This window comes from Stenotrophomonas sp. YJH_SMC_37, assembly GCF_059370035.1.
On sequence record NZ_JCAFTG010000004.1, the window covers coordinates 19908 to 41316 of the forward strand.

Below are 21409 nucleotides of genomic sequence, written 5' to 3' on the forward strand. Positions count from 1 at the left end.
TGTTGCTGTTGCTCCAGCTCGCAGCAGGGTGCAGGGCTGCAAGCCCTGCCGACCAACACCCTTCTTACGAACGACTGACGTGACGCTCATGCGCCATGCGCGAGGCTGTCCGCTTGGCTGTTCGTGTGGAGGTAGCAACGGTGCATTGGCAAAGCGCACAGGCATATGCATGGCCGCTGGGTCTGGCGGCGTTGGTGGGTGGCATCGGCGCGTGGCTGATCCTGTGGATCTATCACCGGCTGAAAGGGCGTGATCGCCGGCGTGCGCGCATCGGTCGTGTGCTCGGGCTGCCGATGGCCACTGCATGGCCGCTGCTGCTGTTGATTCCCGCCCTGCAGGCCACGCCGCTGCAGGATCCGTTGCTGGGCCATCTGCAGCATGTGCTGCACATCGCGTTGACTGCCTGCTTCATCTGGTTGCTGGTACGTGCGGTGGCGGCGGGCGAGCGCGCAATCCTGCGCAGCCATCCCATTGATGTCTCCGACAATCTGGAAGCGCGCCGCATCCAGACCCAGACGCGCGTGCTCAGCCGGGTGCTGATGGGCGGCATCATCGTGCTGGGCGCATCGCTGGTGCTGCTGACGTTTCCGATGGTGCAGAAGATCGGTACCGCGCTGCTGGCCTCGGCCGGCCTGATCGGCCTGGTGGCCGGTATCGCGGCCAAGCCGGTGTTCGGCAACCTGATCGCCGGCCTGCAGATCGCGTTGACGCAGCCGATCCGCCTGGATGACGTGGTGATCGTGGAAGGCGAGTGGGGACGCATCGAGGAGATCGGAAGCAGTTACGTGGTGGTGCGTATCTGGGATGAGCGGCGGATGGTGGTGCCGTTGACCTGGTTCATCGAGAACCCGTTCCAGAACTGGACGCGGCGTAGTGCCGACCTGCTCGGCACAGCCTTCCTGTGGCTGGATTATCGTGCCCCGATTGCGGCGATCCGTGCTGAACTGGAGCGCATCTGCCGGGGCGAAGCGTTGTGGGATGGCCGAGTCTGCGTGACCCAGGTGACTGAAACCAGTGAGCGTGCAATTCAGATCCGCCTGCTGGTCAGTGCGCGCAGCTCCGGCGACGCGTTCGACCTGCGTTGCCTGGTACGCGAGCGCATGCTCGATTTCCTCGCGCGTGAGCATCCGCAGTCGCTGCCGCAGGTGCGTGCGCGACTGCAGCATGCAGACGAGCTGGACATGCCGCGTGGTCCTCGTGCACGCACTGCAGATGTGCGTTCGCCGGGGGCTGAAGACGGTGAGGCGGCGATCGTGCCAGCGGAGCCCGACCAGCCGCTGTAGAGCCGAGCCATGCTCGGCTGCTTTCGATTTTCCGTTGAAGCCGAGCGTGGGCTCGGCTCTACAGAAACACGATCACGGCTCGCCGGCGTCGATCAGCGCGTCGGTATCGAAGTGCGGCGGGCGCCGTGCGCGCGTGCGCTGCTCGTAGGCGTAGGCCATCTCGATCAGCTTCGGCTCGCTCCAGGCGGTGCCCATGAACAGCAGGCCGACGGGAAGGCCGTTGATCTGGCCCATCGGCACAGTCAGGCTGGGATAGCCAGCCACGGCGGCAGCGCTGTAGCTCTCGCCGGGGAAATCGTCGCCTTCGCTGCGGATCGGCCACGCCACGCCGGTGGTGGGGGCCACCAGCGCATCAAGCTGGTGGGCGGCGAGGGCAGCGTCAATGCCTTCGGGGCCCGCCAACCGGCGTGCATCGCTGCGCGCGCGGATATAGGCCGGGTCGGCCAGGCCGGCGGTGGCGTCGGCCGCCACCAGCAGTTCCTGGCCGAACAGGCCCAGCTCCTGCTTGCTGTGCGCCTGGTTGAAGGCGATCAGTTCGGCCAGGCTGCGCAGCGGGGCGCGATGGGCGCTGAAGTAGCGCTCCAGCCCGGCCTTGAATTCGTACAGCAGCAGCGTGCGCTCGGCCTCGGCCCAAGCGCCCTGGTTGGGCAGCTCCACCGGCACCACCACGGCGCCGGCGCGACGCAGCTCGGTCGCCGCCTGTTCGATCAGTGGCGGCATGCCCCGGTACTTCAGCAGGGGTGTCTGCAGCAGTCCGATGCGCTTGCCGCGCAGGCCCTGGGGGTCCAGTCGCGCGGTGTAGTCGTAGACCGCGCGGCCGGGCATGGTCGCGGTGGCCGGGTCGGCATCATCGCGGCCGGCGATCGCGGTCAGCACGGCGGCAGCGTCGGCGACACTGCGCGCCATCGGACCGGCGGTGTCCTGGCTGAAGGAAATCGGGATGATGCCGTCGCGGCTGACCAGGCCTACCGTCGGCTTGAGGCCGACGATGCCATTGATCGCCGCCGGGCAGACGATGCTGCCGTCGGTTTCGGTACCGATTGCTGCGCTGGCGAGGTTGGCGGCCACGGCTACCGCGCTGCCGCTGCTGGAGCCACAGGGCGAATGGCTCAGCCGATAGGGATTGCGGGTCTGGCCGCCGCGCGCGCTCCAGCCGGAGATCGAATCATTGCCGCGGAAATTGGCCCATTCGCTGAGGTTGGTCTTGCCCAGCACGATGGCGCCGGCATCGCGCAGCCGGCGCACCAGGTAGGCATCGTCCGGACGGAAGCTCTGCAGGGCCAGAGAGCCGGCACTGGTGGCCATCGGCGCGGCGTTGATGTTGTCCTTCAACAGCAGCGGGATGCCGTGCAGCGGGCCGCGCAGGTGGCCGCTACGGCGCTCGCGGTCGCGCGCGGCGGCTTCCTTCAGGGCATCGGAGTTGAGCTCGATCACCGCGCGCAGGCGCGGCCCGGCGCGGTCCAGGGCGGCGATGCGCTGCAGGTAGGCCTGGGTCAGGGTGGTGCTGTCCAGTTCACCGGCGGTCATCCGCGCCTGCAGGTCGGCAATATCGGTTTCGGCGTACGGGAACGGCACGTTGCGGCTCGCAGGTTCGGCCGCATGCGCGCTGGGCGTGGCCGGGCTGCAGCCAGCCGAAAGCAGCGCCGGCAGCGCGGCGAGCAGGCAGGTCAGCAGAGGCGGCGAGGACGGGCGCATGGGGCGGCTTGGTCGGCTCCAATCCCCAGTGTAGCGAGTGCTCAGCGGTGGCGCTTGCGCAGGTCGCGGGCGAGTACGTAGACCACGATCAGGTTGATGGCCAGGATCGTCCACGACGGCCAGCCGGGATGGCGGATGATCGCGAAGATGTCGAAGGGCAGGTACAGGGCAGCGGTCAGGCAACCCAGCCAGGAGGCCCAGGCCTTGGCCCGCCACAGGCCCCAGGCTTCGACCAGGTGCAGCAGTCCGTAACCGATCATCCCCGCCGCGGCCAGGTGGACCGCGTCGGGGCTGATCATGTGCAGCAGCGAGGGCAGGGTGCCATGGTCCGGATCCAGGCTGAAACGCCGGATCAGGGCCATGATGCCGTGCCGCAGCGGCTGCGGTCCGAGCACTTCCAGCCCGGTGGCAGCCAACAGTGCCAGCATCGCCTTGCTCGCTTCGAGCAGGGCGATGACGTGCAGGCCCGGATGCCGGTGTGGATCCGGGTTGTAGCCGCTCTGGCTCACGGGGTGCTGGCTCAGCCGCCGCGCGAAGCCTTCTTGCGGTCGCTCTCGGTCAGGAACTTCTTGCGCAGGCGGATCTCCTTCGGGGTGATCTCGACCAGCTCGTCGTCTTCAATGAAGTCCAGGGCCTGTTCCAGCGAGTACTTGATCGCCGGGGTCAGCTGGATCGCATCGTCCTTGCCCGAAGCGCGCATGTTGGTCAGCGGCTTGGTCTTGATCGCGTTGACGGTCAGGTCGTTGTCCTTGGAGTGGATGCCGACCAGCTGGCCTTCATACACGTTGTCACCTTCGGCGGCGAAGAGCTTGCCGCGTTCCTGCAGTGGGCCCAGCGAGTAGGCCGGGGTGACGCCCGGCGCATTGGCGATCATCACGCCGTTGATGCGCTTGGCGATCGCGCCCTGTTCCTTCGGGCCGTAGTGGTCGAACACATGGAACAGCAGGCCCGAACCCTGGGTCAGGGTCTTGAACTCGTTCTGGAAACCGATCAGGCCACGGGCCGGGATCTGGTATTCCAGGCGCACGCGGCCCTTGCCGTCCGATTCCATGTTCTTCAACTGGCCCTTGCGGGTGCCCAGCTTTTCCATCACGCCGCCCTGGTGGACTTCTTCGATGTCCACCACCAGCTGCTCGATCGGCTCCATCAGCTGGCCGTCGATTTCCTTGATGATCACTTCCGGGCGCGACACGGCCAGCTCGTAGCCTTCGCGGCGCATGTTCTCGATCAGCACCGACAGGTGCAGTTCGCCACGGCCGGAGACCAGGAACTTGTCGGCGTCTTCCAGCTGCTCGACCTTCAGGGCCACGTTGTGGACCTTTTCACGGTCCAGGCGGTCCTTGATCTGGCGGCTGGTCAGGAACTTGCCACCGGACAGGTCCTTGTTGCCGGCGAACGGCGAGTTGTTCACCTGGAAGGTCATCGAGATGGTCGGCTCGTCGACGGTCAGCGCCGGCAGGGCTTCCGGGAAGTCCGGTGCGCAGATGGTGTCGGAGATGGTCAGCTCCTGGATGCCGGAGATGGCCACGATGTCGCCGGCCTCGGCCGAATCCTGCTCGATGCGCTCCAGGCCCATGAAGCCCAGCACCTGCAGCACCTTGCCGTTGCGCTTCTTGCCTTCACGGTCGATGACCGCGACCTGCATGTTCTTCTTCAGGGTGCCGCGCTGGATGCGGCCGATGCCGATCACGCCCACGAAGTTGTTGTAGTCCAGCTGGCTGATGCGCATCTGGAACGGGCCTTCCGGGTCCACTTCCGGCTTCGGCGCGTGCTTCATGATCGCTTCGTACAGCGGGGTCATGTCGCCGTCGCGCACGGTGTCTTCCAGGCCGGCGTAGCCATTCAGGCCCGAGGCGTAGACGATCGGGAAGTCCAGCTGCTCGTTGGTGGCACCGAGCTTGTCGAACAGGTCGAAGACCTGGTCGATCACCCACTCCGGACGGGCGCCCGGACGGTCGACCTTGTTGACCACGACGATCGGCTTGAAGCCCATCGCGAAGGCCTTCTGGGTAACGAAGCGGGTCTGCGGCATCGGGCCGTCCATCGCATCGACCAGGATCAGCACGGTGTCGACCATCGACAGCACGCGCTCGACCTCACCGCCGAAGTCGGCGTGGCCGGGGGTGTCGACGATGTTGATCCGGTTCTTGATGCCGGTCTTCTTGTCTTCCCAGGTGATGGCGGTGTTCTTGGCCAGGATGGTGATGCCGCGTTCCTTTTCCTGGTCGTTGCTGTCCATCACGCGCTCGGCGAGGACGGTACGCTCGGACAGGGTGCCGGACTGCTTCAGCAGCTGGTCGACCAGGGTGGTCTTGCCATGGTCGACGTGGGCGACGATGGCGATGTTGCGAAGATTTTCGATGGACATACGAAAGGGGGCCAGTCGGCGCCGGATTTGGAAAAAGAAGTCCAACATTATACGTCGAACTTGACGATTCGCGAAAAGGTGGATTTCACGCCCGTCACGGGGCCCATTCAGCTGGGCCGCCACACGGCCGAGGCCGCCAGACCGTCGCGCGGGCTGCCCCGCCGGCGGCTGAAGCCCGGGTCTGCGCCCATGGTCGAAGCCGCCGCCGCCGCAAGGCAGGTGTAAACTAGGTGGCTAGACGCGTTCCCCTCTGCATCAAGGATCTTCATGTCCCTCATCGCCACTTTCGACACCACACAGGGCCCGATCAAGGTCGAGCTGTTCGCCGACAAGGCGCCGCTGACCGTGGCCAACTTCGTGAACCTGGTCAAGCACGGCTTCTATGACGGCCTGATCTTCCATCGCGTGATCGCCGACTTCATGATCCAGGGCGGCTGCCCGCAGGGCCGTGGCACCGGCGGCCCGGGCTACAAGTTCGAAGACGAAAAGAATGGCGTGAAGCATGAGGTCGGCTCGCTGTCGATGGCCAACGCCGGCCCGAACACCAACGGCAGCCAGTTCTTCATCACCCACATCAAGACCGATTGGCTGGACGGCCGCCACACCGTCTTCGGCAAGGTCCTGGAAGGCCAGGCCATCGTCGATTCGGTCAAGCAGGGCGACGTGATCCATTCGATCACCCTGGAAGGCGACGTCGACGCCGTGCTGGCCGCCCAGGCCGACCGCGTCGCCGAGTGGAACAAGCACCTCGCCGCCTGATCCCCCTTCGAAACGGCCACCCACGGGTGGCCGTTTCCCTGTTCCCCGCCGCCCGCCAGGCCTGCGTGGCTCCGCCCGCGGCGTCCCATCAAACGCTTGCAAGCAAGAGGAAACCCCCATGAAAGCACCCGTTCGTGTTGCCGTGACCGGCGCCGCCGGCCAGATCGGTTATGCCCTGCTGTTCCGCATCGCCTCCGGCGAAATGCTGGGCAAGGACCAGCCGGTCATCCTGCAGCTGCTGGAACTGCCGGTCGACAAGGCCCAGGCCGCCCTGAAGGGCGTGATGATGGAGCTGGAAGACTGCGCCTTCCCGCTGCTGGCCGGCATGGTCGGCACCGATGACGCCGAAGTCGCGTTCAAGGACGCCGACATCGCCCTGCTGGTCGGCGCGCGTCCGCGCGGCCCGGGCATGGAGCGCAAGGACCTGCTGCTGGAAAACGCCAAGATCTTCACCGCCCAGGGCGCGGCGCTGAACAAGGTCGCCAGCCGTGACGTGAAAGTGCTGGTGGTCGGCAACCCGGCCAACACCAACGCCTACATCGCCATGAAGTCGGCTCCGGACCTGAAGCCGGAAAACTTCACCGCCATGCTGCGCCTGGACCACAACCGCGCGCTGAGCCAGCTGTCGGCCAAGCTCGGCAAGCCGGTCGGTGGCATGGAGAAGCTGGTGGTGTGGGGCAACCACAGCCCGACCATGTACCCGGACTACCGTTTCGCCACCGCCGATGGTGCATCGATCGCCGATGCGATCAACGACCAGGAGTGGAACGCCAACACCTTCATCCCGACCGTCGGCAAGCGCGGCGCGGCGATCATCGAAGCCCGCGGCTCGTCCTCGGCTGCTTCGGCCGCCAACGCCGCCATCGACCACGTGCGTGACTGGGTGCTGGGCAGCAACGGCAAGTGGGTCACCATGGGCGTGCCGTCCGACGGTTCCTACGGCATTCCGGAAGGCGTGATCTTCGGTTTTGCCGTGACCACCGAGAACGGCAAGTACACCCTGGTCAAGGATCTGCCGATCGACGACTTCAGCCAGAAGTACATCGACAAGACCCTGGCCGAGCTGGAAGAAGAGCGCGCCGGCGTCGCCCACCTGCTGGGCTGATGCAGGCGGTACCGGCTCCGGACGGTACGTCTTCCATCAAGGTAGGTACCGACCGCTGGTTGGTACGCAGAAAGCGGGGAGGCTTCGGCTTCCCCGTTTTCATTTGGAATTCCTGGAACCGCATGATCCACCTGCACTACATCGATGACGCACTGCTGGTGGCCGAGAAGCCGGCTGGCCTGTTGTCCGTACCCGGCCGCAGCGCCGAGAACCAGGACTGCGTGGTCGCGCGCCTGCAGGCGCTGTATCCGGATGCGTTGACCGTGCACCGCCTGGACCAGGTGACTTCCGGCCTGCTGCTGCATGCGCGCGGCAAGGACATGCAGGCGGCGTTGTCGATGCAGTTCGAGCAGCGCCAGGTTGGCAAGCGGTATGAAGCGGTGGTGCAGGGGCTGCTCGAACGCGACACCGGCGAAGTGGACCTGCCGCTGATCGTGGACTGGCCGAACCGGCCGAAGCAGAGGGTCGACCATGAGCGCGGCAAGCCGGCGCTGACGCGTTGGCGCGTGCTGGTGCGCGATGTTGAAGCGCGGCGCACGCGCGTGGCGTTGGAACCGATCACCGGCCGCAGCCATCAGCTGCGGTTGCACATGGCCAGTATTGGCCATCCGATTGTTGGCGACGTGCTGTATGACGCGGCACCGGCGCACCGCGTGCATCTGCATGCGTGCAGCCTGCAGTTTACCCACCCGGTGACGGGCGAGGTGCTCGCGTTCGAGTCTGCGGCTCCGTTCTAGGGGTTCGGCAGGGCTTGCAGCCCTGCACCTGCTACGAACCGGAGCAACGCGAAAGGCCAAGGCGGCTCTGGTTTTCTACTTGTTGGGCGGGGCGGTGTGGGTTGGCAGGACACGCCGTAAACCCATCCATGGGGGCTCGATGGCGCCATCCATGGCGCCAACGGTCCTGCCAACCCACACCGCCCCGCCTTCGACAGATCTCCGGTGACGGATGGTCTATCCACGCTTTGCGTGGATCAAATCCATCGGAATCGAATATTTCGACAATTGATCGAAAAGGATCCACGCATGGCGTGGATCTACCGTGTCGACCAAGGTCGACACCCACCAGAGCAATACGCCGTTCCGACAGATGGCAGGAAACTGTCGAAGGCGGGGTGGGTCCGGTTGCGGGGGCGTGAGCGCCATGGATGGCGCGACCGAGCCCCCATGGGTGAGGGCGCTTCGCTTGCGAAGCATTGCTTCGCAAGCGCCCGAACGCCCAGCCGCCAGCGGCTGGGCCGGACTGGGGATTCACGGCGTCCCCCGCAACCGGAGCCACCCCGCCATCCCCCAGGAAACCAGCTTCTGCTGTTGCTGATGCTGTTGCCGGCCAGCGGCCGGCACTACCACGGGTGCAGGGCTGCAAAGCCCTGCAGAACAAACCCACCCCCCTACCAAGGTAGGGCGGCCCGCGCGCCAGCGCCGGACTATCCTCGAACCCATGACTTCGTCTGGGAGGGCTGCGTCATGAACTACGAGGAAACCTACCGTCGCTCGATCGATGAGCCGGAGGCCTTCTGGGGCGAGGAAGCCAAGCGCATCCATTGGCACAAACCGCCGCAGCAGGTGCTCGACTACAGCAATCCGCCGTTCCGGCGCTGGTTCGTCGGCGGCGAAACCAATCTCTGCTACAACGCCGTCGACCGCCACCTGGCCGAGCGCGCCGACCAGCTCGCACTGGTCGCCATCTCCACCGAAACCAACAGCACCCGCGAAATCACCTATCGCCAGCTGTATCGCGAAGTGAACGACTTCGCCGCCGTGCTCAGGCACCTCGGCGTCGGCCATGGTGACCGCGTGGTGATCTACATGCCGAACATGGCCGACGCCGTGTTCGCGATGCTGGCCTGTGCGCGCATCGGTGCGGTGCACTCGGTGGTGTTTGGTGGCTTCGCCGCGCACAACCTGGCGCTGCGCATCGACGATGCGAAGCCGAAGCTGCTCATCGCCGCCGATGCCGGCATGCGCGGTGGCAAGCTGATTCCGTACAAGCCGATGGTTGACGCGGCCTGCGCCGAAGCGGCTTCGCCGCCACCGCATGTGCTGATCGTGTCGCGCGGGCTGGATGCCGCCGAACCACGCGTGCCGGGCCGTGATGTGGAGTACGCCACGCTGCGTGCACAGATCGGGGAAGTGGATGTGCCGGTGCAGTGGCTGGAAGCGAGTGAGCCGAGCTACCTGCTGTACACCTCCGGCACCACCGGCAAGCCGAAGGGCGTGCAGCGCGACGTGGGTGGCTATGCGGTGGCAATGGCCCAGTCGATGGAGACCGTGTTCGACTGCAAGCCGGGCCAGGTGATGTTCTCCACCTCCGATGTCGGCTGGGCGGTGGGCCATTCCTACAACGTGTACGGCCCGCTGATCGGTGGCTGCACCTCGCTGCTGTACGAAGGGCTGCCGACGAATCCGGATCCGGGCATCTGGTGGGCGCTGTGCGAGCAGTACAACGTGCGCACCATGTTCTCGTCGCCCACCGCCATCCGCGTGCTGAAGAAGCACGATGCGGACTTCATCCATCGCCACGACCTGCGCGCCCTGAAGTACCTGTTCCTGGCCGGCGAGCCGCTGGACGAACCGACCGCGCACTGGATCAGCGAAGCGCTGGGCAAGCCGATCATCGACAACTACTGGCAGACCGAGACCGGCTGGCCGGCTCTGACCCTGCTGCCGGGCTTGGAGATGAAGCCGGTGCGCTTCGGTTCGCCGGGCTTCCCCAATCTTGGCTACCGGATGAAGGTGATCGACGAGAACACCGGCGAGGAAGTCGCACCGGGGCAGAAGGGGGTGCTGGTGGTGTCGCCGCCGTTGCCGCCTGGCTGCATGAGCACGGTGTGGAACGACGACAACCGTTTCCTGCAGAGCTACTTCAGCCATTTCAAGGAACTGCTGTACAGCTCGCTGGACTGGGCGATCCGCGATGATGATGGTTACACCTTCATCCTCGGCCGCACCGACGATGTGATCAACGTGGCCGGGCACCGGCTGGGCACGCGCGAGATCGAGGAGGCCATTTCCAGCCATCCGCGCGTGGCCGAGGCTGCCGTGATCGGGGTCAAGGACGAACTGAAGGGGCAGGTGCCGCTGGTGTTCGTCACCCTCAAGCAGGGCCTGAATGGCGAGGATCCGGCGCCGGTGGTGGCCGAGATGATGGCCACAGTGACCACCTCGCTCGGCGCGGTGGCGCGCCCGGCGCACGTGCACGTGGTCAACGCGCTGCCCAAGACCCGTTCGGGCAAGCTGCTGCGGCGCTCGTTGCAGGCGTTGGCCGAGCAGCGCGACCCGGGCGACCTGTCGACGCTGGACGACCCCGGCGCGCTGGAGGAGATCCGCCGCGCGCTGGTCCGCTGACCTGCTTCTGTAGAGCCGAGCCGATGCTCGGCTCCGCATGCCTTGCCAAAGCAGCCGAGCATGGGCTCGGCTCTACAGGGGAGGCCGTTGCTGCACCGCAGCTTCCTCCCTGCAACCGGTGCGCTAAGCTCGGTTGCAGGGGGGCGCGCCCGCGAGGGCGCGCCGGCATTGCGCATCGAGGGAGGGGGAGGCAATGGCATTGCTGCACGCCAAGACGGCTGCTGGCCGTCAGGAAATCGAAGACCGTGGCCGGCGCCTGCCGGCGGCACTGCGCTCGATCCTGCTGATGGTCGATGGCCATCGTGACGACACCGAACTGCGCGGCTTGTATGAAGGCCTGCGTGCGCCGCCCGATGCACTGGAGCAGCTGGCCGCGCTGGGCCTGATCGAAGTGATCGGCGGAAGTGCAGAGGCCGTGCCGGCGCGTGGCATCAGCACCGGTCGCGAACAGGACCCGGCGCTGTACCAGCAGCTGTACGACGCGATGAGCGATGCGGTGCGGCGCCATCTGGGCCTGAAGGGCTACTTCATGCAGTTGAAGATCGAACGCTGCACCGATGCGCTGGCGCTGGAACGCCTGTGCCCGGAACTGCTGGCAGCGGTGGGCAAGGCGCGCAGCCCGGCGCTGGCACAGCGCTGGTGGCAGGAAACTCAGGCCGCCGTGGTCAAGGGTGGTGGTGAGGTCGTGCAGGCCTGAGCCACCGCGTAAAGTGATCGGTTCACTTCCCCACAAGGAGTCCCGCGTGCAGGACGACCACGACGACACCGATACCCCCGGCTGGGACGCGATCAATGCGGCGCTGGCGCCGCTGTATGCCGGGCAGGAGCCACGTCACTTCGGTACCGCGCTTCCGTACACGCTCGGTGGCCAGGATCCGCTCGATGGCATCAGCGTGTACTGGGCGCATGCGCCGGTACCCCACTGGCACTACGTGACTTACGGCTTCTCCGAGCTGTATGCCAAGGAGAGCAGTGATGCCGCCACCAGCGGCTATGGTTTCGAGCTGACGTTCCGTCTCGCCGCCGAAGCCGCTGAGAACGCCGACAGCACGCCGCCGGTGTGGCCGATGAACCTGCTGCAGAACCTGGCGCGTTATGTGTTCGCCAGCGGCAACGTGTTCGAGGATGGCCACCATCTGAATGCCAACGGCCCGATCGCGCTGGAGACCGACACGCGGCTGTGCCATCTGGCGTTCATTGCCGACCCGCAGTTGCCGGCACGCGACACCGCCAATGGCCACCTGCAGTTCCTGCAGCTGGTCGGGCTGACCGATGAGGAGATGGAAGCGGTCAAGCGCTGGTCCACGCGCGGCGTGCTGCAGGTACTGCAGCCGGCAATGCCACTGTGGATCAGCGACCTGCACCGCGGCAACCTGCTGGAGGAGCCGGCGCTTGCCGCGCAGGTGCGGGAAGGCAGCGAGCGCGAGGGCTCCAGCACCGGCATGCTGTTCATCGAGACGTTGGACTGGCGGCAGGAGGCGGGCGTCACCACGCTGGTGCTCGGCGCCGGCCAGGTGGCCAGCGTGTGCGAGCTGCTGCCCTTGCGCCTGCGCCACGGCAGATCGCTGGAACTGGTCAGCCGCGAGCGGCAGTGGGAGTTCGTCGCGAACGGGGGCGGTGAAGCGGCGGACGTATCCGCCGACAGCGCGCGCTGGTCGCTGGACGAGGCGGGCCTGCAGGCCCTGGCAGGGGTGCGCGCCGAGCGCGGGGTTTACCCGCTGGCGGGGGCGCTGCGCATCGAAGTGATGCCGACCTACCTGCGCGATGCCAACGGTGAAGTGATCCGCCAGATCGGTTGACCACGCCCTGGCGTATCGGCCCCCGCCTGCGCAGGGCAGAGGGGTCAGGCCCGTCCGCCACGCGAACGGCTCTGACCCCGGGTCATGATCAGGCCAGCCCTTCGGCCTTCAGTGCGGCCTGCACGCCGGCATCGGCGTCCATGCGCGCCTTGTAGGCGGCCAGGTTGTCCAGGCCCGACAGGTCGACCTTGGTACCGGCGGCCCAGCGCAGGGTGATGTAGAAGTACGGGTCGGCGAAGCTGCGGAAGCCGGCCAGCCACGGCTTGTCGGCCAGCTGCCTGTCAGCGGTCTCGAACAGGCCACGCAGGCGCTTGTGCGCGGCGGCGCGGATCGCATCGAACTGGCTCTCGTCGGCGATGAACTTGCCCGGCGCGAACAGCGGCGAGAAGGCCGGATGCACGTCGGAATTGACGAAGGCCAGCCAGCGGGTGGCTTCGGCGCGCTGGCGCGGGCTGCCGTCACCGCCGAGGCCGGCCTGCGGGAAGCGATCGGCGATATAGCCCATGATCGCGGCGTTCTGCAGCAGCACGAAGTCGCCGTCGACCAGCGCGGGCACCGCACCGGCCGGATTGATCTTGAGGAATTCCGGACCCTTCAGGGTGTCCTTGTTCAGCAGTTCAACCTCGAACGGCTGGCCGGTCCACTGCAGGGCGATGTGGTCGGCGGTGGAACAGGCACCGGGCTTGCTGTACAGCTTCATGGGAACTCCAGGTGATGCGGGCGGGAAACGCCCACTATCCCAGAGCCTGCCGGCAGGCGGCAACGCTGCCGCCGGCACGGATCGTTACGACTGCCGCGGCTTGAGGTTCTGCACCTTATAGAAGGTGTGATCGCCGATGGTGGCCACCTGGTAGGCATTGCGCCAGTTCGGGCTGGCGATGGACAGCGCGGCGAAGTGGCTGGCACCGGGCACGATCTCGCGGCGCTCGCCGGCCGGCAGCGCCCAGTTGCGCTCGGCGTCGAAAGCGACGTTCATCGCCTCGCTCCACGCCGCGTCATTGCCCAGCTGGGTGCCGGGGGAGACGATGGTCGGTGCGAACTGCTTGCGCGCGGTGACGACCTGGCACATCGAGTCGCCCCACAGGCCGCTGTCAAGGCGACGCAGGGCGACCTCGGCGACGGCCTGCTGGCCGCGCAGGGTCTGGTCGCGGGCTTCCAGGTAAACGGTGGTGCTCAGACACAGTGAATCAGCGGCCGGCTGCGGCAACAACTGCGACAGCCAGAGAATCCAGGCCAGTTTCATATAACTCCTTGCTCCGTATGGGCCGCACCTTCCGGTTCCGGCCGCGGGGGCGACAGGAGGCGGGGTACGACTTGGCGTCATGGGGAGGCGGCCATCGGGGCCGCCCCGTGGGCAGCCCCAAAAAGAATCGATCAGTACTGATCGGTGGGGCCACGCCAGCTCACCGGAAACTGGCTGGTGAGCGGAAAGATGGCGCAAGGTAGGGGGGAATAGCCGAACGCATCGTGAACCGCCCGGCTTGACATTCAGGTTCGACGGAGGTGACGGAAATCACATTCCGTCCCCCATTCAGGCGCTCATCAGAGCGTGGCGGCCACCCGGCTGCCCTGGTCGATTGCCCGCTTCGCGTCCAGTTCGGCGGCCACGTCGGCACCGCCGATCAGCTGCGCGTTGATGCCGGCGGCCTGCAGTTCGGCCTGCAATGCGCGGTTCGGTTCCTGCCCGGCGCAGATCACCACATGGTCTACCGGCAGCAACTGTTCGCTGCCTTCCACGCGGATGCGCAGGCCTTGATCGTCCACGCCCAGGTACTCGACGCCACCGAGCATGCGCACGCCCTTGGCCTTCAGTGTGGCGCGGTGGATCCAACCGGTGGTCTTGCCCAGTCGCGCGCCGGGCTTGCCGGCGCTGCGCTGCAGCAGCCACAGGCGCCGCGGTGACGGCTCGACCTCGGGCCGGCCCAGCGAGCCGCGTGCCTCGAAGCTGGCGTCCACGCCCCATTCGGCCATCCAGCGCTGCGGGTCCAGCGACGGCGACTCGCCAGCGTGGCTGAGGAATTCGCCGACGTCGAAGCCGATGCCGCCGGCGCCGATGATCGCGGCAGTGGCGCCCACTTCGACGCGGCCCAGCAGTACGTCCAGATAACTGACCACCTTGGCGTGGTCGGCGCCGGGGAAGCTGACCTTGCGCGGGGTGATGCCGGTGGCCAGCACCACCTCGTCGAAGCCGGCCAGGCTGGACGCGTCGGCGCGGGTGTTGAGGCGCAGCTGCACGCCGGTTTCGGCCAGCTTGTGGCGGAAATAGCGCAGGGTTTCGTGGAACTCTTCTTTGCCGGGGATGCGCTTGGCCACGTTGAACTGGCCGCCGATCTCATCGTGGGCATCGAACAGGGTGACCTGGTGGCCACGCTGGGCCGCGACAGTGGCACAGGCCAGGCCGGCCGGGCCGGCACCGACCACGGCAACCTTCTTCGGCGCGGGCGTGGGGCGATAGACCAGTTCGGTCTCGTGCGCGGCGCGCGGATTGACCAGGCAGCTGGCCAGCTTGTTCTCGAACACGTGGTCCAGGCAGGCCTGGTTGCAGGCGATGCAGGTATTGATCGCTTCCGCGCGGCCTGCACGGGCCTTGTTGGGCCATTGCGGGTCGGCCAGCAGCGGACGTGCCAGCGACACCATGTCGGCGCCGCCGCCGGCGAGGATGCGTTCGGCGACGTCGGGCATGTTGATGCGGTTGGTCGCCACCAGCGGCAGCGTCACATGCGGTTTCAGTTTGGCGGTGACACCGGCGAAGGCCGCACGCGGCACCGAGGTGGCGATGGTCGGAATGCGCGCCTCGTGCCAGCCGATGCCGGAATTGATGATCGTCGCGCCAGCCGCCTCGATGGCCTGCGCCTGCTGCACGATCTCGTCCCAGTTGCTGCCGTCGTCCACCAGGTCGACCAGCGACAGGCGGTAGATGATGATGAAGTCCGGGCCGCAGGCCTCGCGGATGCGGCGCACGATCTCCACTGCAAAGCGCATGCGTTGGTTGGCGTCGCCACCCCAGCGGTCTGAGCGCTTGTTGGTGCGCGGGGCAATGAACTCGTTGATGAGGTAGCCCTCCGAGCCCATCACCTCCACCCCGTCGTAGCCGGCCTCGCGGGCCAGCTTAGCGCTGCGCGCGTAGTCGGCGATATGCCGCTCGACGCCACTGGCCGACAGCGCGCGCGGGGTGAACGGGTTGATCGGCGCCTTCAGCTTCGACGGTGCCACCGACAGCGGGTGATAGGCATAGCGGCCGGCGTGCAGCAGCTGCAGGCAGATCTTCGCGCCGTGCTGGTGCGCGGCGGCGGTGAGCTGCCGGTGCGGGCGTACCTCCCAGGGCCAGGACAACTTGCCGCCAAAGGGCTTCAGCCAGCCCACCACGTTCGGTGCGAAGCCGCCGGTGACGATCAGGCCAACGCCGCCCTCGGCACGTTCGGCGAAGTAGGCCGCCAACCTTGGGAAGTCGCGGGCGCGATCTTCCAGTCCGGTGTGCATCGAGCCCATCAGGACGCGGTTGCGCAGCTGGGTGAAGCCCAGATCCAGCGGGGCGAACAGATGGGGATAGGCGCTTTCGTTGGCTGGCGACATGGTCGATACGCTTGCGTACGGAAGCGCGAAGCGTGCCGCGAAATGGCGGCCGGGGCAAGGGCCGCTGGATCGCGCCTGCAGCGCTGCCCCCGAACTCGGGGGGCGGTAGTGCCGGCCGCTGGCCGGCATTCGGGTCAACTCAGGGCGATTGTGGTTGTCGGCCTGCGGTCGGCACGACCGGGCGGCGGCCGATCCCGAACCAGCCCAGGGTGACGCCGCACAGCGGGCCGATCAGCAGGGCGAAGGCGAGGGTGCCGAGGCCGACGTTGCCGCCCAGCCACCAGCCCAGCAGCAGCACGCTGCCTTCGATGAGGCTGCGCACCTTCCAGATCGCCCAGCCGGTGCGGGCATGCAGGCCGGTCATGAGGCCATCGCGTGGACCCGGGCCGAGGTGGGCGCCGATGTACAGGCCGGTGGCCAATGCCACCAGCAGCATGCCCGCGCAGAACATCGTCAGTTGCCAGCCAAGGCCGACGGCCGGCGGCAGCAGCCACAGCCCGAACTGCGCGGAGGGACCGATCAGCATCACGTTGAGCACGGTGCCGACGCCCGGCTTCTGCCGCAGCGGCCACCACAGCAGCAGCACCAGTGCGCCAATCACATTGGTGGCCAGGCCAAACGAGAGCGGGGTCTGCGCGGCGATGCCCTGTGACAGCACATCCCACGGCGCCACGCCGATGGCGGCACGGATCATCAGCGAAGCACCAAAGCCGTACAGGAACAGGCCGGTGATCAGTTGCAGCAGGCGCAGGGGCAGGGCGGTGGGCACGGTGGGCTCGGGGGAGAGGAATCTGTTTCCACCGTAATCCCGATTCAGTCACTTCAATAGATACAGATGCCGACCAATCCGCCGCTACAGGCGGAATCTGTAGAGCCGAGCCCATGCTCGGCTGCTTTGCCTGGCACCATCAGCCGAGCATGGGCTCGGCTCTACATGACGCTTCAGTCGTCCCAGCCCACCAGTGCCAGCTTGCCCACCGTGCGTCCGCTGGCCAGGCGCTGATGCGCAATGTCCAGATTTGCCGCATTGATCGTGCCCAGTGACTCACTGAGCGTGCCGCGCAGCTGGCCAGCATCGATCATGCTGGCGGCGCGGCTGAGGATGCGGTGCTGTTCGATGCGGTCGGCGGTGGCAAAGCGCGAGCGCGCGAACATGAATTCCCAGTGGATGCCGATGCACTTGGCCTTGTAGGGATCGCCGATGCGCAGCGGGCCACGTGGCTCGACAATCAGCCCGACATGTCCCTGCGGCGCCAGCAGCTGGCCCAGCTCATCCCAGTACCGGTCGGTGTCGGCCAGGTTGAGTGCGACCTGCACCGCGTCGATGACGAGCGCATGCAGCTGGGCCTGGAGCGGCTGCCGGTGATCAATCACGTGCCGGGCACCCATCTGCCGGCACCAGTCGGCCGAGGCTTCGCGCGACGCAGTGGCGATCACCTCGAAACCCGCATGGCGGGCCAGCTGGATCGCCATCGAGCCGACGCCGCCCGCACCGCCGATCACCAGCAGGTTCTGGCCGGCGTGGCGGCAATCATCCAGCCGCAGGGGCATGCGCTCGAACAGCAGTTCCCAGGCAGTGAGCGTGGTCAGCGGCAGTGCCGCGGCCTCGGCGAAATCCAGCGTGGTGGGTTTGCGCGCGACCAGACGTTCGTCCACCCATTGGTACTGCGCGTTGCACCCCGGGCGGGTGACATCACCGGCGTAATAGACCTCATCACCGGACGCGAACAGGCTGGCCTCGTCGCCGATCGCCTCCACTACGCCGGCCGCGTCCCAGCCAAGGATGCGAGGTGCCTGGAGCGTGGCTGGATCCGTGCTGGCACGCTGCTTGCCGTCGACCGGGTTGACCGAAATCGCCTCGACCCGCACCAGCAGGTCGCGCCCCCGTGGAGGCAGCGGCGGAGGAAGGCGGATATCGCACAGCGCGGGGGCGGACTCACGACTCAGGGCGACGGCTTTCATCACGGCTCCGGCTGGGTTCGTGGTTTCCATCATAAGGTTCCTCACCTTTTCGCAGAGACGCTGAACTGCTCATCGCAGCGCGCTGCGCAATGTGTCGTTTCCAACGCCTAAACCCCGTCAAACCCTTGCAGCGTGAGGGTCTTGCGGATTTTCATCATCCTGTATAGGGTTTCAACGTCGGACCGATGGACGGTCGGGCGCAACACTTCACATGTTACGGGACTGTTAACATGGCCTTCACCCGCCTGAGCATAATGTTCGCGGCGGTGGCGTGCTGAATCGGCTGTCGTACATCGACGCACTTGTGCTGGCCCATGCCTCTACCGGTTTCATACCCCCGAAATAGGAGCTGTACTCAATGAACAAGAAGATCCTTACTGCCGCGCTGCTGGGCGGCCTGGCTTTCGCCCAGGCAGCTTCGGCGCAGGAGTTCGATGACCGCTGGTACCTGACCGGTTCGGCCGGCTTCAACTTCCAGGACAGCGACCGTCTGACCAATGATGCTCCGTTCGTGACCCTGGGCCTGGGCAAGTTCATCAGCCCGAACTGGTCGCTGGACGGTGAGCTGAACTATCAGAACCCGAACTTTGATTCGAACAAGGACCTGAACTGGTCGCAGTACGGCGTCTCGCTGGACCTGCGTCGCCACTTCATCAAGGAAGGCCGCGGCTGGAACCCGTACATCGTCGGTGGCCTGGGCTACCAGAAGTCGGAAGAAGAGTACCCGGCGCTGAATGCCAACGGTCCGCGCCAGCGTAAGGACGGCAACGTTGCCGCCAAGCTGGGCGTCGGCCTGCAGACCACCTTCGAAAAGCGCGTTGCTGTCCGCGCCGAAGTGGCTTACCGCGCTGACTTCGACGACCAGAGCGTTGCCGCTCCGAACGAAGACTGGTTCGGTGACGTGCTGGCTTCGGTCGGCGTCGTGATCCCGCTGGGCCCGGCTCCGGTCGCGGCTGCTCCGGCTCCGGCTCCGGTTGCCCCGAGCTGCGCCGATCTGGACGACGACGGTGACGGCGTCAACAACTGCGACGACAAGTGCCCGAACTCGCAGCCGGGTCAGACCATCGGTCCGGACGGTTGCCCGGTGCCGGTCTCCATCGACCTGAAGGGCGTCAACTTCGACTTCGACAAGTCGAACCTGCGTCCGGACGCCGTGGCGATCCTGAGCGAAGCCACCGAGATCCTGAAGCGTTACCCGGATCTGCGCGTTGAAGTTGCCGGTCACACCGACTCGAAGGGTACCGACGCTTACAACCAGAAGCTGTCGGAGCGTCGCGCCACCGCCGTGTACAACTACCTGACCAAGAACGGCGTTGACGCCGGTCGCCTGGTCGGCCCGATCGGCTACGGCGAGAGCCGTCCGATTGCTCCGAACACCAACCCGGATGGTTCGGACAACCCGGAAGGTCGCGCCAAGAACCGTCGTACCGAACTGAACGTCCAGAACTAAGTTCTGACGCTCTGCCAGTAGGACACAGCAGGACCCGGCTTCGGCCGGGTCTTGTTGTTTCTGCGGCACTCAATCCAGGCATCTGGTGGTCTGCAAGTAACCGTTCGTCGGGTTTTTATCCTTAAAACCAATGAGTTGCCGTATTCATTGAAAGTGGCGCTTGAAAGCTGTCGCGGCATTGCTAAACTCGCCGCGTCCCTTCCTTTCCTGGATGCCCCTCATGCTGCGCTCTGCATCGGCCGCCTTCCTGGCGCTGGCCCTGGTTCCCGCCGCCCACGCTGCGGTCGATTGCTCGGTCAACACCAGCGCCTCGCCGCTGCCGTTGCCGGCCACGACCATCGCGCCGGTGGCCGACGAGCTGTACATCCGTGGCAACCAGCTGGGCATGCCGGCCGGTGTGCTGAGCAGCAACTACGATCCGTCGCAGTCGCTGGACCAGGTGCTGCAGCGCCTGCGCATCGACGGCTGCCAGAACATCGCCAAGGCCATCCCTAGCGCACCGGCGGTGAAGCCGAACGATCCGGCGGCCTACAAGCCGCAGACCGAATTCGACAACACGCCCTGGCGCTTCGACATGAGCCAGAACGGCAAGCGCATGACCGCCGAAGAGTTCGACGCCTGGATGAAGGCGCGCGGTGTGCGCGTGGTCAAGGCGCGTCCGGCCCCGGCCGCCACGCCGGCGGCGGCTGAAGCACCGGCTGAGACCAAGCCGGTCGACAAGAAATAAGCACCGCGGGGAGCAGAGGCTTGCGCACGCGCCGCCCACCTGCTGCCCCCGCTGCCCGCTCCCACGCACCGCGTGGGCGTGCGACTTCCGCTGCCGCTTCCGCCGGTGTCCGCCATGGCCTGGCGCGCGTACTGTCCAAGGCCGGCGTGTGCTCGCGCAGCGAGGCCGCGCGCTGGATTGCCGAAGGCCGCGTACGCGTGTCCGGCCGGATCGTGCGCGACCCGGAATTTCCGATTGGCCAGCCGGTGCCGCCGATCGAGGTCGATGGCCAGCCCATGGGCGCGCCACAGCGCCTGTACCTGATGCTCAACAAACCGCGCGGGGTAGTGACCACCGCGCAGGACGAGCGCGGCCGCGACACCGTCTACCGCTGTTTCGATGGCGCGGGGCTGCCGTGGATCGCGCCGGTCGGGCGCCTGGACAAGGCCAGTGAAGGGCTGTTGCTGTTCAGCAACGATCCGCAGTGGGCGGCGCGCCTGACCGACCCGCAGACCGGGCCGGACAAGACCTACCACGTGCAGGTTGATGGCCTGCCCGATGACGCGACGCTGGCGGCACTGCGGGCCGGCGTGGAGGACGAGGGCGAGTTCCTCGCCGCCCGTGCCGTGCGCGTACTGCGCAGTGGCGACAAGACCGCATGGCTGGAGGTGGTCCTCGACGAGGGCCGCAATCGCCATATCCGCCGCCTGTTGGCGGCCTTCGACCTGCAGGTGCTGCGCCTGGTCCGGGTCGCGATCGGCGGGCTGCAGCTCGGCGATCTCGGCAAGGGCCAGTGGCGGGTCCTGCAGGTCAGCGACCAGCAGCGGCTGGGGGCCGCTGCACCGGGCTGATCATCGCCCGTGGCCGGCGTTTGCCGGCCGCCGTTCCAGGCGTAGGGGGCGCCTGGCTGTCGAATATCCCGAACGGAGCCTGCCATGTACCACCTGACCCTCAATCAAACCCTGCGCTGCGCAGGCCTGCTGCTGCCGATGGTGCTGCTGAGCGCCTGTGGTGGCCACAAGAAGGTGGCCAAGGCGGAAACGCCGGCCGAGACCCCGGTGGTGGAAGTGAAGACCCCGGAGCTGGATGGTCGCGGCAGTTACCGCTTCCTGATGAGCAACGGCGACAAGAAGATGACCGCCGATGAGTTCGATGCCTGGATGAAGGCCAACGGTATCCGCGTAGCCAAGGGCAATGGCCAGGATGCCGCCGCCAAGCCGGTGGTGGTGGCCAGCAAGGACGAGCCGAAGGGCAAGAAGAAAAAGAAGTGACGCGCGTCGCGCGTCATTTCGGTAGCGCCGGGCCGTGCCCGGCGAGCGCATGGCGCGGCTTTCGGGAAATCGCCGGGCATGGCCCGGCGCT

At 66.7% G+C, this 21409-nt stretch carries 19 protein-coding genes; 11 read left to right on the forward strand and 8 right to left on the reverse strand.

Going from position 1 to position 21409, the window contains the following annotated elements:
- Positions 1 to 95 precede the first annotated feature (95 nt).
- Entirely contained in the window at positions 96 to 1283 is a 1188-nt protein-coding gene (locus tag AC5P8J_RS07015) for a mechanosensitive ion channel family protein (protein ID WP_194445329.1), read from the forward strand.
- Between the two features lie 72 nt (positions 1284 to 1355).
- On the opposite strand, the gene AC5P8J_RS07020 is transcribed toward AC5P8J_RS07015, so the two are convergent.
- Genes AC5P8J_RS07020 through typA form a run of 3 tightly spaced genes read right to left on the reverse strand, consistent with a single transcriptional unit; the run spans position 1356 to position 5346 of the window.
- Positions 1356 to 2978, reverse strand: coding sequence for an amidase (locus AC5P8J_RS07020; protein WP_164144152.1), 1623 nt, complete (start codon positions 2976 to 2978; stop codon positions 1356 to 1358).
- Positions 2979 to 3019: 41 nt separating this feature from the next.
- Positions 3020 to 3487 carry a DUF2127 domain-containing protein gene (locus tag AC5P8J_RS07025; protein ID WP_019659569.1) on the reverse strand — a complete coding sequence of 156 codons (468 nt, stop codon included), beginning with the start codon at positions 3485 to 3487 and terminating at the stop codon, positions 3020 to 3022.
- Between the two features lie 11 nt (positions 3488 to 3498).
- The gene (typA, locus tag AC5P8J_RS07030) at positions 3499 to 5346 is read right to left on the reverse strand and encodes a translational GTPase TypA (RefSeq protein ID WP_026346967.1); all 1848 of its coding nucleotides are present in this window, start codon (positions 5344 to 5346) and stop codon (positions 3499 to 3501) included.
- 267 nt (positions 5347 to 5613) lie between these two features.
- Between typA and AC5P8J_RS07035 the strand changes: the two genes are divergently transcribed.
- The 6 genes from AC5P8J_RS07035 to AC5P8J_RS07060 all read left to right on the forward strand — a co-directional run bounded on the left by AC5P8J_RS07035 (position 5614) and on the right by AC5P8J_RS07060 (position 12356).
- Positions 5614 to 6105, forward strand: coding sequence for a peptidylprolyl isomerase (locus tag AC5P8J_RS07035; RefSeq protein WP_005408225.1), 492 nt, complete (start codon positions 5614 to 5616; stop codon positions 6103 to 6105).
- Between the two features lie 118 nt (positions 6106 to 6223).
- The gene (locus AC5P8J_RS07040; protein ID WP_005415428.1) at positions 6224 to 7210 is read left to right on the forward strand and encodes a malate dehydrogenase; all 987 of its coding nucleotides are present in this window, start codon (positions 6224 to 6226) and stop codon (positions 7208 to 7210) included.
- A 122-nt stretch (positions 7211 to 7332) separates the two neighbouring features.
- Positions 7333 to 7947: an RluA family pseudouridine synthase gene (locus tag AC5P8J_RS07045; protein ID WP_134730155.1), complete on the forward strand. Its 615-nt coding sequence runs from the start codon at positions 7333 to 7335 to the stop codon at positions 7945 to 7947.
- A gap of 729 nt (positions 7948 to 8676) precedes the next feature.
- Positions 8677 to 10557 (forward strand): propionate--CoA ligase, encoded by a 1881-nt coding sequence (gene prpE / locus AC5P8J_RS07050; RefSeq protein ID WP_495216730.1) that lies wholly within the window; start codon positions 8677 to 8679, stop codon positions 10555 to 10557.
- Between the two features lie 193 nt (positions 10558 to 10750).
- Entirely contained in the window at positions 10751 to 11254 is a 504-nt protein-coding gene (locus tag AC5P8J_RS07055; protein ID WP_134734632.1) for a hypothetical protein, read from the forward strand.
- Between the two features lie 46 nt (positions 11255 to 11300).
- Positions 11301 to 12356 carry a suppressor of fused domain protein gene (locus AC5P8J_RS07060; RefSeq protein WP_495216732.1) on the forward strand — a complete coding sequence of 352 codons (1056 nt, stop codon included), beginning with the start codon at positions 11301 to 11303 and terminating at the stop codon, positions 12354 to 12356.
- An 88-nt stretch (positions 12357 to 12444) separates the two neighbouring features.
- On the opposite strand, the gene AC5P8J_RS07065 is transcribed toward AC5P8J_RS07060, so the two are convergent.
- The 5 genes from AC5P8J_RS07065 to AC5P8J_RS07085 all read right to left on the reverse strand — a co-directional run bounded on the left by AC5P8J_RS07065 (position 12445) and on the right by AC5P8J_RS07085 (position 17891).
- The gene (locus tag AC5P8J_RS07065) at positions 12445 to 13056 is read right to left on the reverse strand and encodes a glutathione S-transferase N-terminal domain-containing protein (protein WP_019659563.1); all 612 of its coding nucleotides are present in this window, start codon (positions 13054 to 13056) and stop codon (positions 12445 to 12447) included.
- Positions 13057 to 13140: 84 nt separating this feature from the next.
- Positions 13141 to 13599: a cell wall hydrolase gene (locus AC5P8J_RS07070; protein WP_004154513.1), complete on the reverse strand. Its 459-nt coding sequence runs from the start codon at positions 13597 to 13599 to the stop codon at positions 13141 to 13143.
- 299 nt (positions 13600 to 13898) lie between these two features.
- Positions 13899 to 15929: an NADPH-dependent 2,4-dienoyl-CoA reductase gene (locus AC5P8J_RS07075; protein ID WP_019659562.1), complete on the reverse strand. Its 2031-nt coding sequence runs from the start codon at positions 15927 to 15929 to the stop codon at positions 13899 to 13901.
- Positions 15930 to 16068: 139 nt separating this feature from the next.
- On the reverse strand, positions 16069 to 16698 hold the full coding sequence (gene yczE / locus AC5P8J_RS07080) for a membrane protein YczE (RefSeq protein ID WP_478405672.1): 630 nt from the start codon (positions 16696 to 16698) through the stop codon (positions 16069 to 16071).
- 173 nt (positions 16699 to 16871) lie between these two features.
- Complete coding sequence (locus AC5P8J_RS07085) at positions 16872 to 17891, reverse strand: zinc-binding alcohol dehydrogenase family protein (protein WP_478405673.1); 1020 nt, start codon at positions 17889 to 17891, stop codon at positions 16872 to 16874.
- A gap of 358 nt (positions 17892 to 18249) precedes the next feature.
- On the opposite strand from AC5P8J_RS07085, the gene AC5P8J_RS07090 reads away from it, so the two are divergent.
- The 4 genes from AC5P8J_RS07090 (at position 18250) to AC5P8J_RS07105 (ending at position 21318) form a co-directional block, all read left to right on the forward strand.
- On the forward strand, positions 18250 to 19341 hold the full coding sequence (locus AC5P8J_RS07090) for an OmpA family protein (RefSeq protein ID WP_019659558.1): 1092 nt from the start codon (positions 18250 to 18252) through the stop codon (positions 19339 to 19341).
- Positions 19342 to 19561: 220 nt separating this feature from the next.
- Entirely contained in the window at positions 19562 to 20068 is a 507-nt protein-coding gene (locus AC5P8J_RS07095) for a hypothetical protein (protein WP_014646073.1), read from the forward strand.
- Between the two features lie 20 nt (positions 20069 to 20088).
- Positions 20089 to 20898, forward strand: coding sequence for a pseudouridine synthase (locus tag AC5P8J_RS07100; RefSeq protein ID WP_019659557.1), 810 nt, complete (start codon positions 20089 to 20091; stop codon positions 20896 to 20898).
- 84 nt (positions 20899 to 20982) lie between these two features.
- Entirely contained in the window at positions 20983 to 21318 is a 336-nt protein-coding gene (locus AC5P8J_RS07105) for a hypothetical protein (RefSeq protein WP_019659556.1), read from the forward strand.
- The last annotated feature ends 91 nt before the right edge of the window (positions 21319 to 21409 follow it).

Excerpts from the sequence above, each read along its gene's own strand:
- AC5P8J_RS07045 (WP_134730155.1), top strand. The coding sequence starts at position 7,333 with ATGATCCACCTGCACTACATCGATGACGCACTGCTGGTGGCCGAGAAG.
- AC5P8J_RS07015 (WP_194445329.1), top strand. The coding sequence starts at position 96 with ATGCGCGAGGCTGTCCGCTTGGCTGTTCGTGTGGAGGTAGCAACGGTG.
- AC5P8J_RS07065 (WP_019659563.1), bottom strand. The coding sequence starts at position 13,056 with ATGAAGCTGTACAGCAAGCCCGGTGCCTGTTCCACCGCCGACCACATC.
- AC5P8J_RS07020 (WP_164144152.1), bottom strand. The coding sequence starts at position 2,978 with ATGCGCCCGTCCTCGCCGCCTCTGCTGACCTGCCTGCTCGCCGCGCTG.
- prpE (WP_495216730.1), top strand. The coding sequence starts at position 8,677 with ATGAACTACGAGGAAACCTACCGTCGCTCGATCGATGAGCCGGAGGCC.
- typA (WP_026346967.1), bottom strand. The coding sequence starts at position 5,346 with ATGTCCATCGAAAATCTTCGCAACATCGCCATCGTCGCCCACGTCGAC.
- AC5P8J_RS07075 (WP_019659562.1), bottom strand. The coding sequence starts at position 15,929 with ATGTCGCCAGCCAACGAAAGCGCCTATCCCCATCTGTTCGCCCCGCTG.
- AC5P8J_RS07070 (WP_004154513.1), bottom strand. The coding sequence starts at position 13,599 with ATGAAACTGGCCTGGATTCTCTGGCTGTCGCAGTTGTTGCCGCAGCCG.
- AC5P8J_RS07055 (WP_134734632.1), top strand. The coding sequence starts at position 10,751 with ATGGCATTGCTGCACGCCAAGACGGCTGCTGGCCGTCAGGAAATCGAA.
- AC5P8J_RS07035 (WP_005408225.1), top strand. The coding sequence starts at position 5,614 with ATGTCCCTCATCGCCACTTTCGACACCACACAGGGCCCGATCAAGGTC.
- AC5P8J_RS07105 (WP_019659556.1), top strand. The coding sequence starts at position 20,983 with ATGTACCACCTGACCCTCAATCAAACCCTGCGCTGCGCAGGCCTGCTG.
- AC5P8J_RS07095 (WP_014646073.1), top strand. The coding sequence starts at position 19,562 with ATGCTGCGCTCTGCATCGGCCGCCTTCCTGGCGCTGGCCCTGGTTCCC.
- AC5P8J_RS07090 (WP_019659558.1), top strand. The coding sequence starts at position 18,250 with ATGAACAAGAAGATCCTTACTGCCGCGCTGCTGGGCGGCCTGGCTTTC.
- AC5P8J_RS07085 (WP_478405673.1), bottom strand. The coding sequence starts at position 17,891 with ATGAAAGCCGTCGCCCTGAGTCGTGAGTCCGCCCCCGCGCTGTGCGAT.
- AC5P8J_RS07040 (WP_005415428.1), top strand. The coding sequence starts at position 6,224 with ATGAAAGCACCCGTTCGTGTTGCCGTGACCGGCGCCGCCGGCCAGATC.